We start from the raw sequence: 15,316 nt of genomic DNA on the forward strand, positions 1-15,316 counted from the left end.
GACCGCACCGACACATGTCACCCCGACCTAGGAGTTTGCACCGATGGGACAGGTCAGCGCGTCCAGCACCGTCCTGATTGACGCCGCGCCCGACACCGTGTTGGCGGCTGTCGCCGACTATGTCCACGTGCGGCCCAAGATCCTCTCCTCGCACTACAGCGCGTACGAAGTGCTCGAGGGCGGCCAGGGGGCCGGCACGGTGGTCACCTGGAAGCTGCAGGCCACCAAGTCGCGGGTGCGCGACGTCAAGGCCACGGTCGACGTGGCCGGCCACACCGTCATCGAGAAGGACTCCAACTCGTCGATGATCACGAACTGGACGGTCGCGCCCGCAGGCGAGGGCTCGTCGGTGACGGTCAAGACGTCGTGGAAGGGTGCGGGCGGCATCGGCGGCTTCTTCGAGAAGACGTTCGCCCCGCTGGGACTGCGCAAGATTCAGGACGAGGTGCTGGCGAACCTGAAGAAGCAGGTCGAGGGCTAGCTCGAACCCAGGAAGCCGGCGATACCGCGCACCACGGCGTCGGCGTACTTCTGCCGACCCTCGGGCGTCTTCATCAGCGCCGAATCCGCGGGGTTCTTCATGTTGCCCAGCTCTATCAGGATCGCCGGGTACTGGGCGAGGTTGAGCCCGGCGATGTCGGAGCGCGGATTCAGGCCGCCCGTGCCGATGTAGGTCGACGGGACAAGGCCCGAGGCCTGCAGCTGGTCCTTCATGACGGTCGCGAGTCGCACCGCGGGCCCGGCCTGCGCCTCGTTGAGCGGCGGCGATGAGTACAGGACGTGGAAGCCTCGGCCGTTGGCCGGCCCGCCGTCGGCGTGGATGCTGATGATCGCGTCGGGCTTCACCGAGTTGGCCAGGGCGGCGCGTTGGTCGACGCAGGGGCCGACGCTGTTGTCGTCGCCGCGTGACATCGCGGTGCGGACGCCGAGCGCGGTCAGGGCCTGGCGGATGCGCAGCGTGGTCTCCCACGTGAACGCGTGCTCGGCGTAGCCGTCGTCGGTGGACGTGCCGCTGGCCTGGCAGTCCTTGGTGCCGCCGCGGCCGGTCGGCACCTGGCGGCTGATGGACTCGTCGTTGACGGCGTTGTGGCCTGGATCGAGGAACACGATCTTGCCTGCGATATTGGCCGGCGCCGCGTGCGAGACCGGCAAGGCCGGGCTGACTAGCGTCGATGCGGCGACGAGCAGTCCGGTCGCCACCGCGGCGCTGGACCGCAGTGCTCTCGTGGTACCGACACGCAGGCGGGGATGCACGGGCGCCACCGTAGCGCTGACCCCGACTACTGTTGAAGCTCGACCCGACGAAGCAATCAAGTCGAGACCAATACGCAAGGGGATCGTCATGCAACCCGGTGGTAGTGGCCAGCCCGATATGTCGGCGCTGTTGGCCCAGGCGCAACAGGTGCAGCAGCAGCTGATGGAGGCGCAGGCCGCGCTGGCCGCCGCCGAGGTCAACGGCCAGGCGGGCGGTGGTCTGGTGCAGGTGACGATGAAGGGCAGCGGCGAGGTGATCGCGGTGCGGATCGACCCGAAGGTGGTCGATCCGGAGGACGTGGAGACGCTGCAGGATCTCGTCGTCGGAGCGATCGCCGACGCGTCGAAACAGGTGACGATCCTGGCGCACGACCGTCTCGGCCCGTTGGCGGGTGGAATGGGCGACATGGGACTGCCGGGAATCTGAGTTGTTCGAGGGGCCGGTCCAGGATCTGATCGACGAGCTCGGCAAGCTGCCGGGCATCGGTCCGAAGAGTGCGCAGCGGATCGCATTCCACCTGTTGTCCGTCGAGCCGCCGGACATCGACCGGCTCACGGCCGTATTGAACAAGGTGCGCGACGGGGTCAAGTTCTGCGCCGTGTGCGGCAACGTCTCCGACGACGACCGGTGTCGCATCTGTTCCGACACCCGTCGCGACGGCTCCGTGGTGTGCGTCGTCGAGGAACCCAAGGACGTGCAGGCCGTCGAGCGGACCCGGGAGTTCCGCGGCAGGTATCACGTACTGGGTGGGGCGTTGGATCCGTTGTCCGGCGTCGGGCCCGAACAGCTGCGAATCCGTGAGCTGCTGAACAGGATTGGCGAACGGGTGGACGGTGTGGAGATCACCGAGGTGATCATCGCGACCGACCCGAACACCGAGGGCGAGGCGACGGCGACCTATCTGGTGCGGATGCTGCGCGACATCCCGGGACTCACGGTGACGCGGATCGCGTCCGGGCTACCGATGGGTGGGGACCTCGAGTTCGCGGATGAGTTGACGCTGGGCCGCGCGCTCGCGGGCCGTCGCGCAATGGCCTAGACGCGCCGGGGTGCGGAGAGACGCTCCGTGCGCAACAGGTCGACCTCGTCGATCTGCAACGGGGCGAGATCCCCGACCACGCGCGAAAGTAGATAGTCCGCGAGCTGCGGGTTGCGCGCCAGACACGGCCCGTGCAAGTACGTGGCGACGACACTTCCCTGCACCGCGCCGTCGAAGCCGTCGCCCGCACGATTGCCCGCCCCGCTGATGATCCGCGCCAACGGCTGCGCGGCAGGGCCCAATACCGTTCCGCCGCGGTGGTTCTCGAAACCCGTCAAGCGTTCGGACAGTTCGGGGATGAGCGGCTGCGACACCACTTCACCGATCGTCCGCTTGTCCTGCGGGGACGTCGTCACATCGAGCATCCCGACGCCGTCGACCCGCTCACCCGACGACGTCTCATACCAGTGGCCCAGCACCTGGATCGCCGCGCAGATCGCGAGCACCGGCGCACCCCGCTCTGCGGCGCGCTGCAGACCCGGATACCGCTGCAGGTGCCTGGTGGCCAGCCGCTGCGCGTAATCCTCAGCTCCGCCAAGGGTGTACAGGTCCAACTCGGTGGGCACCGCATCGGCCAGCGTGATCTCGACGATCTCCGCGTCGAAGCCGCGCAAGCGCAGGCGTTGGCGCAACACGACCGAATTGCCGCCGTCCCCATAGGTTCCCATCACGTCGGGCAGGACCAGCCCGATGCGCACCGCCGACTCACGCACGGCCGGCCCTCCCGAACGTTCGTTGCAGGGACAGGAACGCCGTGTAATTGGCGACGACCTCGACGTGCCCCGGTGGGCAGGACGTGATCGCCTCAACGGCGTTGTGCACCAACGTGTGTTCGACGCCCGCGTAGCCCAGCCGCACCGCGAGATCGGTACCCCGTTCACCGGCGGCGACAACGGGTTTGTCGACGAAATGCTCGAAGTTGACGTCCCACAGCCACGACAGGTCCTCGCCGTCGGGCACCTGACCGTTCACCGAGATCACCACAGAGCCCGCGTTGGTGTCGACCATCGACAGCGCCTCCTGCCAGCCCGCCGGGTTCTTGGCCAGTAGCATCCGCACCGTGTGCTGCCCCAGCGACACCGTGCTGTAGCGGCCCGCGACCTCGTCGACACCAGACACGGCGGCCACCGCGGCGGCTGGGTCGGCGCCGAGCGTAACTGCAGCGGCGACGGCCTGAGTCGCATTGCCGCGGTTGATGTTTCCGGGCAGCGCCAGCTCCATCGGTAACGTCACACCGTGAGGCCCGTAGATGTGAGTGTCGTCGTACCACCACTGCGGTGACGGACGTTTGAAATCCGTTCCCGTCGAATACCAGTGATTGCCGTCGCGCACGATCACCTCACCCGAGCGCGGGCAGCTCACCGAATCGTTCGCCCATCCGGCGCCTGCGGCCACCCAGACCACGTTCGGGCTGTCGTACGCGGCGGACGTCATCAGCACGTCGTCGCAATTCGCGATCACCACCGTCGAAGGATGCCGCGCGAGACCGCGGCGGAGAGTCCGCTCGATGTGATTGATCTCACCGACGCGATCGAGCTGATCCCGGGACAGGTTCAGCAGCACGATCACGGCGGGATCGAGGGCGTCGGCCACATGCGGGACGTGCATCTCGTCCACTTCGAGCGCCGCCAACGTCGCGTCACGCGCGCCCGCGAGGGCTGCGACCAGCCCGGCGTCCATGTTCGCGCCCTCGGCGTTGGTGGCGACGGCCCCGACGGTGCTCAGCGCCGCCGCGGTCATCCGCGTGGTGGTCGATTTACCGTTCGTACCGGTCACGATCGTCGTGCGACGGCCCTCACCGAGCTGGCGCAGTATCGACTTGTCCAGCGACATCGCGACCAGACCACCGATCATCGCGCCGGCACCGCGACCGGTGACCCGCGACGCCCAACGCGCCCCGGCTCCGGCCGCCAGGGCGACTCGTCCGCGAATGGTGATCATCCCCGGCAGTCTAAGAGGGCAGAAGCAGGTGCCCGACACGCTGTCGAGTGATCCTGTGATGTCACCCGTTCGTGCCATCCTCGAAAACGTGAGCCAAACAGGTGCCGAAAGTCGTCGGCCCGGCTCCTGGGGCCGGCCGGCAACTGAAGATGGCACAGGCTGGGCCGTCGTGGACGTGGAGACCTCCGGTTTCCACCCGGGGCATGCGCGGATCATCAGCATCGCGGCCCTGGCTCTCGGCGACGACGGCAACGTCGAGCAGAGCCTCTACACACTGCTCAATCCCGGCGTCGACCCCGGACCCACCCACGTCCACGGCCTGACCGCCGAGATGCTGGAGGGCCAGCCCTGTTTCGGCGACATCGTCGGCGATCTGGTCGACCTGCTGCGCGACCGCACCCTGGTGGCGCACAACGTCGGCTTCGACTACTCGTTCCTGACCGCCGAAGCCGAAATGGTCGAGGCGGAACTGCCCATTGACAGCGCGATGTGCACCGTCGAGCTGGCTCGTCGACTAGAGCTGGGAACCGAGAACCTGCGCCTGGAAACCCTTGCCGCACATTGGGGTATCACGCAGCTGAAGCCACACGATGCCCTCGACGACGCGATGGTGCTCGCGCAGATCCTCAAGCCCGTTTTGGTGCGCGCGCGGGAACGCAAGGTGTGGTTGCCGGTTCGTCCGCTGTCGCGGCGCGAGTGGCCGAACGGACAAGTGACACACGAGGAACTGCGACCGCTGAAGATGTTGGCGGCCCGGCTGCCATGCCCGTACGTCAACCCCGGCCGTTACGTCGCAGGCCGGCCGTTGGTCCAGGGCATGCGGGTCGCGCTGGCGGCCGAGGTCGACCGCACCCATGAGGAGCTCGTCGAGCGGATTCTGCACGCCGGGCTGTCGTACGCGGATGCCGTCGACATCGAGACCTCCGTCATCATCTGCAACGAGGCCAATCCCGAGCAAGGCAAGGGCTATCAGGCCCGTGAACTGGGCATTCCGTCCATCACCGACGCCGATTTCATGAGCCAACTCGACGCCGTCGTGGGCGGCAGCACCGTCGAGGAATTCGCCGACGCCACGCTGGGCGGCCAGCAGATGGCGCTCTTCTAGGACCCCCTTGTAACCACTACGTATGTAGTGATACTGTGCGCTCATGAATACCACTACAAGCGTAGTACATGAGTCCTTCAAGGACACGCTTCACCGGCGCGGCTACTTCTACCGCGAGGCCGCCGCGCTGACCATCTCGCTGGGTGTGCTCCTCCACGTGCTGCGGGTCATCTTCGGCGACGACTTCGCCATGACGTACGTCGTGACGCCGACGACCGACAAGATCCTGCTCGTGCCGATGAGCTATGCGGGCATCACCGGAATCCTGTTGCTCGCCAAGCATCGCGTCGTGTTCACCAGCAAGCGGCAGCGAGCGCTGTTCACCGCCTCGGTCATCTACATCGCGGGCAGTGTGCCGCTACACATCTACTGCAGCTACATCATCTGGGACACGACCCTGATGACGTGGTTCCCGATGTGGTTCAGCTGGTTCCTGCTGATCGTCGTGTACCCGGCGTTCCTCACCCTTTTCGCCAAGCTGCAATATAGGAACTGATGCCGCCCAATCCAGAGCGCCGCAACCAGATCCTCGACGCCGCCATCGACATCCTCTGCGATGACGGCGTCGGGGGTCTCACGCATCGCCAGGTCGACAGCCGCGCCGGTGTACCGGCGGGCACCACGTCAAACTACTTCCGCACCCGGCAGGCGTTGCTGGAGGCGACGGCGGCCCGCACCGTCGACCTGCACTGGCAGCGGGTCGAAATGCTGCAGTCGGCCGTCGGTCCGCTGAGCCGGGATGCGTTGAAAGCATTGATGATTCGCATGCTTGAGCCCGATGAGCAGGCGCGCCGCTGGACGCTGGCCCGATTCGAGCTCTTCATGGAAAGCACACGACGCCCGGAGTTGCAGCCGATGATGCGTGAACTCCAGGCCGCCGCGGTGAAGTCGGCGACGCTCATATTCGAGGCGGCGGGCTTCACCCCGGCGCCGGAGCGGATGGACGAACTCGCCAGGCTGCTCAACGGGCTTGCGTTCAGCAACTTGACGCTCGCGCCCGAGCCGGGCACCCAGGACGTCGACGGTCTGGTGGACCGACTGTTGAGCGTCTTCCCCGACTAGGAAAGCGCTTTCGCCTTCAGGCTGTCGAACTCGGCCTGCGTAATCGTGCCGGCTTCCAAGAGCGCCTTCGCGTCTGCGATCTCCTGCGCCGGCGAGCGCCCCGCGGCCTCTCTGATGTATTCGTCGGCCGCCTTTTGGGCCGCGACTGCCGCGGCATGTGCCCGCTGCGCCATGCCCTTACCTCGGGCCAACAGGTAGATCAGTGCCGTGATCCATGGGAAGACGATCAGAAAGAACACCCAGATGGCCTTCACGACACCGGATGTTTCATGGTCGCGCCAGAACAGGTCGGTGAGGATCTGAAACAGCACAATCAGATACGCGATCCACCCGAAGATGATGAGGAAGTGCCAGAGGAAATCCCACGTTGAACCCCAGTCCATGCCCGCTCCTTCGTCGACGGTCACATGTGCAATTTGTTTGCGCGCCAGTCAGTTTACTTACAGGTGAAGCCGGCGGTGTGATTACGGACACCGCCGGCTTCACCTCGACACGAGGCAGGCGTGTTCAGCAGGATGCGCAACGGGTGTGTGTCGCGCAACCTCGCAGGTCGATGGCGGTCTTGTGGACCGCGTGCTGAGTGCCTTCCTCGGTGGCTAGCGTGACGCGCGATTGACGGCCGACACCACGGCCCGAAGCGACGCAGTGGTGATCGACGTCGCGATGCCCACGCCCCATACCGTCTTGCCGTTGATGGAGGCCTCGACGTAGGCGGCGGCCTGGGCCTCCTCACCCGCGGACAGCGCGTGTTCGGAGTAATCCAGCACATTGACTTCGATGCCGATGGCACCGAGTGCGTCGACGAACGCCGCGAGCGGACCGTTGCCCGCGCCGACGATCTCGCGCTCGACGCCGTCCACCTTCACCACCGCCTCGATGGTGTCGATGCCGCCGTCCACCTCGGACGCGGTCACCTTCTGGCGGATGCGCTCCAGCGGCCGGATCGGCGCCAGGTACTCCTCGGCGAAGACATCCCACATCTCCTTCGGCGAGACCTCGCCGCCCTCGCCGTCGGTGATCTTCTGGATCGCCTGGGAGAACTCGATCTGCAGCCGCCGGGGCAGAGCCAGGCCGTGGTCGGCCTTCATGATGTAGGCGACGCCGCCCTTGCCGGATTGCGAATTCACCCGGATGACAGCCTCATACGTGCGGCCGACGTCGCGCGGGTCGATCGGCAGATACGGGACCTGCCACAGGATGTCGTCGACATCGGCGTCCTGCTCGTCGGCGGACACCTTCATGGCGTCCAGACCCTTGTTGATCGCGTCCTGGTGGCTGCCGGAGAAGGCGGTGTACACCAGATCGCCGCCGTACGGGTGGCGTTCGTGCACCGGCAGCTGGTTGCAGTACTCCACCGTGCGACGGATCTCGTCGATGTTGGAGAAGTCGATCTGGGGGTCGACGCCGCGCGAGAACAGGTTCATGCCCAGCGTGACCAGGCATACGTTGCCGGTGCGCTCGCCGTTGCCGAACAGGCAGCCCTCGATCCGGTCGGCCCCGGCCTGATAGCCCAATTCCGCTGCGGCGACGGCGGTTCCGCGGTCGTTGTGCGGATGCAGGCTCAGGATGATGGAGTCGCGCGGGGTCAGATGCCGGTTCATCCACTCGATCGAATCGGCGTACACGTTCGGCGTGGCCATCTCTACAGTGGCGGGCAGGTTCACGATCAGCGGCACCTCGGGGGTGGGCTCGATGATCTCCGCGACCGCGTTGCAGACGTCCACGGCGTACTCCAGTTCGGTGCCGGTGTAGGACTCCGGCGAGTACTCGTAGCGCCACAGCGTCCCGGGGTACTTCTTCGCCTCCTCGACGCACATGCGGGCGCCGTCGGTGGCGATCTTCTTCACCGCCTCGCGGTCGGCGCGGAACACGACCCGTCGCTGCAGGATGGAGGTCGAGTTGTAGAAGTGCACGATCGCCCGCGGCGCGCCCTCGCAGGCCTCGAACGTCCGCTCGATCAGCTCCGGGCGGCACTGCGTCAGGACCTGGATGGTGACGTCGTCGGGGATGGCGCCGTCGGTGATGATCTCGCGGACGAAGTCGAAGTCGGTCTGGCTGGCCGACGGGAAGCCGACCTCGATCTCCTTGTAGCCCATCCGCACCAGCAGGTCGAACATGCGGCGCTTGCGCTGTGGGCTCATCGGGTCGATCAGGGCCTGGTTGCCGTCGCGCAGGTCCACGGCACACCACATGGGGGCGCGGTCGACGACCTTGTCGGGCCACGTGCGGTCGGGCAGCGTGACGGGCTCGACCTCCTCGGCGAAGGGGCGATACCGGCTGATGGGCATCGACGAGCCGCGCTGGGTGTTCCACGCGGGCTGGCCGGGGTTGGGCGGACCTGCGGGTTTGGTCAGAGTGCGGACCGACGAGAAGGCGTCAGGTGAATCTGGTGCGGGTCGAGAGAAGGTGGTCACGATGGTTGCTCCGGGTTGTCGATGGAATCACGACCGGCGCATCGCGAACACCCGCGACGGGAAGCCGGTCTGATCAGACCCCGTCGCGGCTGCCGAGAAGGAGCACCCGCTGCACGGCAAAAACTGTACTCCCAACCCGGGCGGCCAACCAAATCCCCTCCGGGCCCGGTGGCCCTCCGAGCGCTCACCCTCGGCCGGAACTCCATACCTCACAGAATGCTCGCGTCCCTCTGGGGATTGCAGTCACAACGAATTTAAATACGCATTTCGGTCCTGAACCGTGGCAAGTTTACGCATAACGACACCGCGGTCACTTGGTCCGGACCCGGCGCGCCCGCCGCGCCCGTCGCGACGCCCCCGAAATCCAAGGAGATCCATGACAACTGCGTCGTTACGTGGTGCAGCCGTTCGACTCGCTGGACGACGGCCTCACCGCGTTCCGTGGAGTCAAGGGCTCGCGGATCGGAAGGGGTTGCGGCCCAGAGGGTCTGGAGAAGTACTTGGGCACTCAGACCGTGTGGACGTCGTTGTCATGACCGCCGGATCCTTCCGCACGACGGGGCCGCACGGCCTTGTAGAAGAGGGTGAGATACATCCAGATGTCCACCGCGGCAACGCCTTCGATCGTGCGGATCTGGTCGTCGACCACTGCCAGCAGGACTTCCTCGGTCTTGGCGACCACTTCGGCGATCAAGTCGAACCGGCCCGCGGTGATCGCGACGTAAGACACGGCCGACAGCCGGGTCAGGGCCTCGGCGACGTCCTGAGCGCGGCCCTTCTCGCCGATGCGGATCCCGATCCAGCTGGTGCTCCGATAGCCGAGCCGCAGCGGGTTGACGATGCACATCACCCGGGCGGCGCCGGAGTCGACGAGCTTGGCGTAGCGCTGCCGGACCGTCGCCTCCGACACCCCGAGCCGGGTGGCGAAGTCCCGGAAGGACGCCCGCCCGTCGACGGCGAGCTCGGTCAGGATGGCGCGGTCGGTGTCGTCGAGCAGCTTGGGCCGCACACCCCCGGCCTCGCTGGGCGCCCCGGAGTGGCGGGCCTGCTGGTAGTGCAACCGCAGATATGGCAGCACCTCGACCGACGCCACCCCGGCGACGGATCCGATGGTGCCGAAGGCGATGTCATAGAGCTCCTGCTTGTCGGTGCAGATCACCTCGGCCTGCAGGGCGAACTCACCGGTGGTCACCGTGACGTAGTCGACCTCGGGCAGCGCGACCAGCTCCTCGGCAATGTGCACCGGTCGGCGGGACCCGTCGACGGTGATCAAAACCAGTGCCATGCAGTCGAATCCGAGCGCGCTGGGGTCCGTCACCGCAGCGATCGTGATGAACCGGGAACTCAGCAGACGCGCGACGCGACGCCGGACCGTCTTCTCGGTCACCCCCGTTCGGCGTGCCAGCTCCGTGAACGGCATCCGGCCGTCGAGCTGCAGGTAATCGATCAGTTCGAGGTCGCTGGGGTTCAGGCCGTCAGTCAACTGCGCAGCCTTGTGGCCATGCCGAAAACCCTACAAGACCGGACGCCTCCGCCCGGGGCGACCGCAACCGCACCAGAGGAGATCACACGATGCGCGTAGGACTGCTGCAGGAAGGTGACCTGACCGGTACCAACGCCTACGAGCGCTACCACCAGCTGATTGAGGAGGTGGCGCTGGCCGACGAGCTGGGGTTCTCCACTTGGGGCACGTCCGAGCAGCACTTCAGCCCGCCGAACTTCTCCGTCGCCGCCCCCGAGGTGCTCTACTCGGCGATTGCGATGCGTACCAAGAACATCAAGCTGCGCATCATGGCTGCGGTCATGCTGAAGTGGAACCATCCGATCCTGGTCGCCGAGCGGATGGCCACGCTCGACATCGTCTCCCACGGCCGCGCCGAGTTGTGCACCGCACGGTCCAACAACCTCACCACCCTTGGGGCGTTTGGAGTCGACCCAGCCACCACCCGCGAGCAGTGGGAAGACGGGATGGCGGTGCTGCTCAAGGCGATGACCGCCGACAAGCTCGAGCACGACGGCCCGATCTGGAAGATCCCGCCCGTCGAGGTGGTGCCTAAGCCGTACACCAAGCCGCACCTGCCGCTGTCGGTGGCGGCCTCCAGCGTGCAGACCCACACGATCGCCGGTGAGCGTGGCATCGGGGTGGTCACCTTCGACAACTACTTCGGCTTCGACTACCTGCAGGAGTGTATGGACGCCTACCTGACGGCGTTCGACAGCGCCGACCACTCGAATGTGTTGGCCCCTAACGACTTCCGTGGGTTGTTCGTGGCGACCGCATTCTGCGCCGAGGACCGCAAGCAGGCTCGCGAGATCGCCCGCGAGAAGGCGATGGGCTACTTCAAGTTCATCCTCGACCTCTATATCCCGCTGTCGAAGCAGCCGGGATACACGTATCTCGAGACGCTCGACCAGCTCATCGCGCACCAGGACGACCTGGACTGGCTGTGCGAGTACACGCCGTCGGTGATGATCGGCACCCCCGGCGATTTCATCGAGCGGCTGCGACGCCTCGAAGAGATTGGCGTCGACGAGGTGGTGCTGCGCATCGACGGCGTCGGCCACGAGAACATCAAGCGCTCGCTCGAACTGATCGGACACGAAGTCATCCCGGCCGTGCGCTGACGGGGCTTAGCCCCCACCCCCCATCGACAGATATCGACAGATATCGACAGATAAAGACAGATAAAGACAGATAAAGACAGATAAGGAAACAAGACATGCCCAACACGCTTCGGCCCGAACTGGCGGCGCGCTGCCGTGCCATCGAGGACGGCGACGTCCAGGGTGAGCCACTGCTCGCGCGTGACTACGTATGGTTCGCGGTCGCGACGATCGTCGTCCCGGTCCTGCTGGTGATCGTGGGGGTGGCGCTGTGACCGCCACCACCTCGCTCGGCAGCTATCAGTTGGCCGAGGAGAACGGCTGGCCCCTGCTGCGCTCCGAGCGGGGGTTCGGCAAGGTCGCGATCTTCCTGGCGGCGTTCTCCGCGGCGATGGCCACCTGGTGCTTCTCCATCGGTGGTTTCGTCGCCTACTACCTCAACGCCGGCGCCGGCACCTTCGCCACGCTGGCAGGAGCGCTGCTCGGCATCCTGCTGGTGACGCTGGCCACCCTGCCGATGTGCGCCAAGTACGGTATCGACTCGGTGGTGGCCAGCCGCGCCCAGCTCGGCCCCCGCGGCTCGTACCTATCGCTGCTGCTGGTGTACTGCTCGGCGATGGGCTGGAGCATCATCCTGTTCATCTACAAGGGCCGGGCCCTCGCCGAGTTGCTCATCTCGTTCGGCGTGTTGGACGAGCGCTACCGAAGCTGGTGTGTGGGCATCGTCGGCGTCGCCGCGGTGTTCCTGGTGCTGGCGCTGATCCGCAAGGGTCCCGAGTACGTGCGCAGCCGCGGCCCGGTTATCGCGGTGATCGTCGCGGCGATGAGCTTGGTGGTGCTGCTGCTGTTGGTGCAGCGGGTGGGTGTGGCCGGTGTACTCGACGCAGTGGCCGTCGCCCCCTACGACGACGCTGCCGGCAACTGGGCCAGCGCGTTGGAGGTGCTGATCGCCTCCAACCTGTCCTGGTGGGCCTACGTCGGCGCGATCGTGCGCACCAACCCCAGCGCTCGCACCTCGCTGTGGCCGGTGGTCATCGGCTTCGGCCTGGGTGTCGGAATCGGCTCGCTGACCGGTCTGTACACCGGCCTGGTCGTCGAGGACTCCGCGGGCGACCCGACGTCGTTCCTGGTCAGCCAGGGCGGCGTGGTGATCGGCGGCATCATGCTGGTGTTCCTGCTGATCGCCAACATCGGCACCGCGATGATGGGCGTCTACGCCTCCAGCCTGGCGGTGCGGCAGCTGCCCGGGGCGTCTCGCCTGTCGTGGAAGTGGACGATCTTCTGGGTTTCGGTGCCGGCGATGATCATCGTCGGGTTCTTCGCCAACTCCGCCGAGACGTTCTTCACGGTCTTCGTGGCGTTCCTCGGAGTGGCGTTCGCCCCGATGTGCGGCATCCAGATTGTCGACTGGTATCTGTTGCGAGGCCAGCGTTTTGAGGTGCAGTCGCTGTTCCTGCGGGACAAGACCTCGTCCTACTACTACGTGGCCGGGTTCAACCCGGTGGGCTTCGCGGCACTGGCCGCCGGTGTGGTGACCTACATCTATCTGCTCGACCCGGTCACCTACGTATACCGCCCGCCGTTTCAGTTCCTGACCGCGTCGTTCCCGGCGGCGTTCGTGTCCGGGGTGGTGTACCTGGTCGGTGCGCTGCTGTTCCTGCGCCCCAGCGGGATCGGCGGCTACGGCCGCACCACCGCGGCCGACACCGAGGCCGACCTGTCCACGGAACCCGCCGTCTGATTTGACGAATGGCTCGAGACCTCCCTGTCTCGAGCGGGAGTGTCAAGCGCGGTTGCTTACAGTCCCGCCAGCTGGGGCAGAGTCGCGTGGGCGATGACGAAGTAGATCATCAGGCCGGTGCCGTCCACGATCGTGGCGATCATCGGTGCGGACACCACCGCGGGGTCGACCCGCGCCTTCTTGAGCACCAGCGGGAGTATCGATGAGACGAACGCCGACCACAACACGATGGCGGCGACGGTCAGTGTGACCGTGAGCGTGATCTGCGGACCGACGCCGAGCGTCCATGCTCGGATCAACGCTGCGAACGCCATCGCGATGGCGAGCAGCATGCCGGTGGACATCTCTTTCGCGACGACAGCGGGCAGGTCTCGGAATCGGACCTGACCCATTCCCATGGCGCGAACGAGAGTGGTGGTGATCTGAGTGCCGGTGTTACCGCCGGTGCCGATCAACAGCGGGATGAAGAACGCGAGGGCGACGACGGCCTCCATCTCGTCCTCGAAAGCGCGCAACACGGTACCGGTGTAGGCCTCTGCGACGAACAGCACGAGTAGCCAGACGATTCGCTTACGCCACAGCAACCACGGTGAAGCGCGGAGGTAGGGTACCTCGAGTGGCGTTGAGCCACCCTGCTTTTCAGCGTCCTCTGTGGTCTCCTCCTCGATGATGTCCAGCGCTTGGTCTTCGGTGAGGATTCCGAGCAGTCGGTTGTCACCGTCGACCACCGCGAGCTCCTCCAGGCGCCGGCCTACGAACATTTGGGCGGCATGCTCGGCCTCGGTCAGCGGTGCGACGGTGACGACGTCGGCTTCCATCAAGTCGGCCACAGGTCGATCGGCCTGCGCGACAACCAGGTTGCGGAACGGAACGGCGCCGAGCAGCTGGTGGTCGGAATCCGTGACGTAGACGCAGTTGCCGGTGTGGGCGTCCTTGGGTTGCTCGGCGATCCGCTGACGGATGTGCGCCACCGCCTCCTCGGCGGTCGCCGTCGGGCCGAGCGCCAGTGGTTCCGGCGACATATGGGCAGCGACCGAATGCGGTGGCCACGCCAACATCTTGCGCAGGGTCTTGGCCCGTTCGATCGGCATCGCGGAGAGTAGCGCGTCTCTGGAGTCGTGCTCGAATCGACGCAGAATCCTGACCGCATGGTTGGTATCGAGGGTGGCCAGCATTTCGGCGGCCTGCGGAACGGGCAATGACTTCACGACTTTGGCGGCCAGATGGAAGTCGACTCCTCCGAGCAACTGGCGGCCGACTTCGGTATCGAGTCCCGCGCCGAGACGGCGCCGGTCCGCGGAGGACAGCCGCGACAGCTCGTAGGCGCGTTCGGCGGGATCGCCGACGACGTCCAGCCACAGCTCCAGAGCCTTCGGTGTCTGCAGGTCGATCGCCTGACGCAAACTGATCGAACCGGTCCGATCGGTGTCTGGGGCCATGGATACTCCCTCGCTCTGCGTCGCTGCAGGGAAAACTACCGTGGGAAGCCCCGCGAAGTGAGGCGCGTCAGAGCTGTGAGTCGGGGAACGCGATCACCGAGAGGAACCGGATCGGCACCTCCACCAGGTCGACGGGCCCGTGAGCGCCCTCACCGTCGAACTGCAGCGAGTCACCCGGGTTCAGCCGGTACACCGAGCGGCTGTGGCTGTAGTCCATGACGCCCTCCAGCATGTAGATGAACTCCGTCCCCGGATGCTGGAACAGCGGATAGGTCTGGCTCTTCGCCGAGAGGGTGACGTGCAGACATTCCAGGCGCTTGTGCTCGCCGCGCAACGACCCCAGCAGTTGGTACTCGTGGCCTTCCTTGGTGCCGTTGCGCACGATGCGCGCGCCCGTGCCCGCGGTCACGAACGCCGCGGGACGCTCGACATCGGCGCCTCGGAACAGGCTGGTCACCGGGACGTCGAGACCGTTGGCCAACAGGGCCAAGGTGCTCAGGCTACACGACGTCTGAGCGTTCTCGATCTTCGACAACATCGCTTTCGAAATGCCCACGCGCGCAGCCATTTCCGCGACCGTCAGCCCGTTCTGAAGGCGCAGCTGGCGGACGTTCCGTCCGATTGCTGCCTCCAGCTCCAGCTCCTCGAGCGGCGCCTGCGGATCGCGGTCACGCGCGGTGCCGGACTGGTTGCGCAGCAGCGGGACGTCAGACATG

Annotated in this window: 17 protein-coding genes; 9 read left to right on the plus strand and 8 right to left on the minus strand. The window is 66.2% G+C overall.

Features of this window, described 5'->3' with window-relative positions; all coding sequences use genetic code 11:
• Positions 1-43: 43 nt before the first annotated feature.
• Positions 44-481 (plus strand): SRPBCC family protein, encoded by a 438-nt coding sequence (locus G6N43_RS04385; protein ID WP_083154829.1) that lies wholly within the window; start codon positions 44-46, stop codon positions 479-481.
• Here the strand turns inward: G6N43_RS04385 and G6N43_RS04390 are convergent.
• Entirely contained in the window at positions 478-1,254 is a 777-nt protein-coding gene (locus G6N43_RS04390) for an Rv3717 family N-acetylmuramoyl-L-alanine amidase (RefSeq protein WP_234810178.1), read from the minus strand. The two genes, G6N43_RS04385 and G6N43_RS04390, sit on opposite strands and share 4 nt — an antisense overlap.
• An 88-nt stretch (positions 1,255-1,342) precedes the next feature.
• On the opposite strand from G6N43_RS04390, the gene G6N43_RS04395 reads away from it, so the two are divergent.
• Positions 1,343-1,681, plus strand: a complete 339-nt coding sequence (locus tag G6N43_RS04395; protein ID WP_014210482.1) for a YbaB/EbfC family nucleoid-associated protein — start codon at positions 1,343-1,345, stop codon at positions 1,679-1,681.
• Position 1,682: 1 nt separating this feature from the next.
• Complete coding sequence (gene recR, locus G6N43_RS04400) at positions 1,683-2,294, plus strand: recombination mediator RecR (protein WP_083154826.1); 612 nt, start codon at positions 1,683-1,685, stop codon at positions 2,292-2,294.
• Here recR and G6N43_RS04405 read toward each other — a convergent pair.
• Positions 2,291-3,007 carry a type 1 glutamine amidotransferase gene (locus G6N43_RS04405; protein ID WP_083154825.1) on the minus strand — a complete coding sequence of 239 codons (717 nt, stop codon included), beginning with the start codon at positions 3,005-3,007 and terminating at the stop codon, positions 2,291-2,293. The genes recR and G6N43_RS04405 overlap by 4 nt on opposite strands.
• Positions 3,000-4,235 carry a Mur ligase family protein gene (locus G6N43_RS04410; protein ID WP_083154824.1) on the minus strand — a complete coding sequence of 412 codons (1,236 nt, stop codon included), beginning with the start codon at positions 4,233-4,235 and terminating at the stop codon, positions 3,000-3,002. The genes G6N43_RS04405 and G6N43_RS04410 overlap by 8 nt, the downstream gene beginning before the upstream one ends.
• Before the next feature lie 58 nt (positions 4,236-4,293).
• Here G6N43_RS04410 and G6N43_RS04415 point away from each other — a divergent pair, with 58 nt between their 5' ends.
• From G6N43_RS04415 to G6N43_RS04425, 3 genes are read left to right on the plus strand one after another with little or no spacing between them, the layout of a single operon-like run.
• Positions 4,294-5,340 carry a DEDDh family exonuclease gene (locus G6N43_RS04415; RefSeq protein ID WP_083155002.1) on the plus strand — a complete coding sequence of 349 codons (1,047 nt, stop codon included), beginning with the start codon at positions 4,294-4,296 and terminating at the stop codon, positions 5,338-5,340.
• Positions 5,341-5,383: 43 nt separating this feature from the next.
• Positions 5,384-5,836, plus strand: coding sequence for a hypothetical protein (locus G6N43_RS04420; RefSeq protein ID WP_083154823.1), 453 nt, complete (start codon positions 5,384-5,386; stop codon positions 5,834-5,836).
• Positions 5,836-6,402 carry a TetR/AcrR family transcriptional regulator gene (locus tag G6N43_RS04425; RefSeq protein ID WP_083154822.1) on the plus strand — a complete coding sequence of 189 codons (567 nt, stop codon included), beginning with the start codon at positions 5,836-5,838 and terminating at the stop codon, positions 6,400-6,402. Before G6N43_RS04420 ends, G6N43_RS04425 begins: the two co-directional genes overlap by 1 nt.
• Here G6N43_RS04425 and G6N43_RS04430 read toward each other — a convergent pair.
• The 3 genes from G6N43_RS04430 to G6N43_RS04440 all read right to left on the minus strand — a co-directional run bounded on the left by G6N43_RS04430 (position 6,399) and on the right by G6N43_RS04440 (position 10,299).
• Complete coding sequence (locus tag G6N43_RS04430) at positions 6,399-6,785, minus strand: SHOCT domain-containing protein (protein ID WP_083154821.1); 387 nt, start codon at positions 6,783-6,785, stop codon at positions 6,399-6,401. The two genes, G6N43_RS04425 and G6N43_RS04430, sit on opposite strands and share 4 nt — an antisense overlap.
• Positions 6,786-6,998: 213 nt before the next feature.
• Positions 6,999-8,816: a 2-isopropylmalate synthase gene (gene leuA / locus G6N43_RS04435; protein ID WP_083154820.1), complete on the minus strand. Its 1,818-nt coding sequence runs from the start codon at positions 8,814-8,816 to the stop codon at positions 6,999-7,001.
• 508 nt (positions 8,817-9,324) lie between these two features.
• On the minus strand, positions 9,325-10,299 hold the full coding sequence (locus tag G6N43_RS04440) for an Lrp/AsnC family transcriptional regulator (RefSeq protein WP_110810478.1): 975 nt from the start codon (positions 10,297-10,299) through the stop codon (positions 9,325-9,327).
• Positions 10,300-10,388: 89 nt separating this feature from the next.
• Between G6N43_RS04440 and G6N43_RS04445 the strand changes: the two genes are divergently transcribed.
• The 3 genes from G6N43_RS04445 (at position 10,389) to G6N43_RS04455 (ending at position 13,161) form a co-directional block, all read left to right on the plus strand.
• The gene (locus G6N43_RS04445; protein ID WP_083154818.1) at positions 10,389-11,441 is read left to right on the plus strand and encodes an LLM class flavin-dependent oxidoreductase; all 1,053 of its coding nucleotides are present in this window, start codon (positions 10,389-10,391) and stop codon (positions 11,439-11,441) included.
• Positions 11,442-11,536: 95 nt separating this feature from the next.
• Positions 11,537-11,695: a hypothetical protein gene (locus G6N43_RS04450; RefSeq protein ID WP_163657982.1), complete on the plus strand. Its 159-nt coding sequence runs from the start codon at positions 11,537-11,539 to the stop codon at positions 11,693-11,695.
• Positions 11,692-13,161, plus strand: coding sequence for a cytosine permease (locus tag G6N43_RS04455; RefSeq protein ID WP_163657984.1), 1,470 nt, complete (start codon positions 11,692-11,694; stop codon positions 13,159-13,161). The genes G6N43_RS04450 and G6N43_RS04455 overlap by 4 nt, the downstream gene beginning before the upstream one ends.
• Before the next feature lie 56 nt (positions 13,162-13,217).
• On the opposite strand, the gene mgtE is transcribed toward G6N43_RS04455, so the two are convergent.
• On the minus strand, positions 13,218-14,600 hold the full coding sequence (gene mgtE / locus G6N43_RS04460) for a magnesium transporter (protein ID WP_083154814.1): 1,383 nt from the start codon (positions 14,598-14,600) through the stop codon (positions 13,218-13,220).
• A gap of 67 nt (positions 14,601-14,667) precedes the next feature.
• On the minus strand, positions 14,668-15,315 hold the full coding sequence (locus tag G6N43_RS04465; RefSeq protein ID WP_083154812.1) for a helix-turn-helix domain-containing protein: 648 nt from the start codon (positions 15,313-15,315) through the stop codon (positions 14,668-14,670).
• Position 15,316 lies beyond the last annotated feature (1 nt).

This window comes from Mycolicibacterium moriokaense (genome assembly GCF_010726085.1).
In the GTDB taxonomy this organism is placed as follows: Bacteria; Actinomycetota; Actinomycetes; order Mycobacteriales; family Mycobacteriaceae; genus Mycobacterium; species Mycobacterium moriokaense.

What these genes read in the sequence shown, in the direction of transcription:
- G6N43_RS04385 (WP_083154829.1), top strand. Translation starts at nt 44, where the DNA reads ATGGGACAGGTCAGCGCGTCCAGCACCGTCCTGATTGACGCCGCGCCC.
- G6N43_RS04395 (WP_014210482.1), top strand. Translation starts at nt 1,343, where the DNA reads ATGCAACCCGGTGGTAGTGGCCAGCCCGATATGTCGGCGCTGTTGGCC.
- G6N43_RS04410 (WP_083154824.1), bottom strand. Translation starts at nt 4,235, where the DNA reads ATGATCACCATTCGCGGACGAGTCGCCCTGGCGGCCGGAGCCGGGGCG.
- G6N43_RS04415 (WP_083155002.1), top strand. Translation starts at nt 4,294, where the DNA reads ATGTCACCCGTTCGTGCCATCCTCGAAAACGTGAGCCAAACAGGTGCC.
- G6N43_RS04420 (WP_083154823.1), top strand. Translation starts at nt 5,384, where the DNA reads ATGAATACCACTACAAGCGTAGTACATGAGTCCTTCAAGGACACGCTT.
- G6N43_RS04425 (WP_083154822.1), top strand. Translation starts at nt 5,836, where the DNA reads ATGCCGCCCAATCCAGAGCGCCGCAACCAGATCCTCGACGCCGCCATC.
- G6N43_RS04430 (WP_083154821.1), bottom strand. Translation starts at nt 6,785, where the DNA reads ATGGACTGGGGTTCAACGTGGGATTTCCTCTGGCACTTCCTCATCATC.
- G6N43_RS04445 (WP_083154818.1), top strand. Translation starts at nt 10,389, where the DNA reads ATGCGCGTAGGACTGCTGCAGGAAGGTGACCTGACCGGTACCAACGCC.
- G6N43_RS04450 (WP_163657982.1), top strand. Translation starts at nt 11,537, where the DNA reads ATGCCCAACACGCTTCGGCCCGAACTGGCGGCGCGCTGCCGTGCCATC.
- mgtE (WP_083154814.1), bottom strand. Translation starts at nt 14,600, where the DNA reads ATGGCCCCAGACACCGATCGGACCGGTTCGATCAGTTTGCGTCAGGCG.
- G6N43_RS04465 (WP_083154812.1), bottom strand. Translation starts at nt 15,315, where the DNA reads ATGTCTGACGTCCCGCTGCTGCGCAACCAGTCCGGCACCGCGCGTGAC.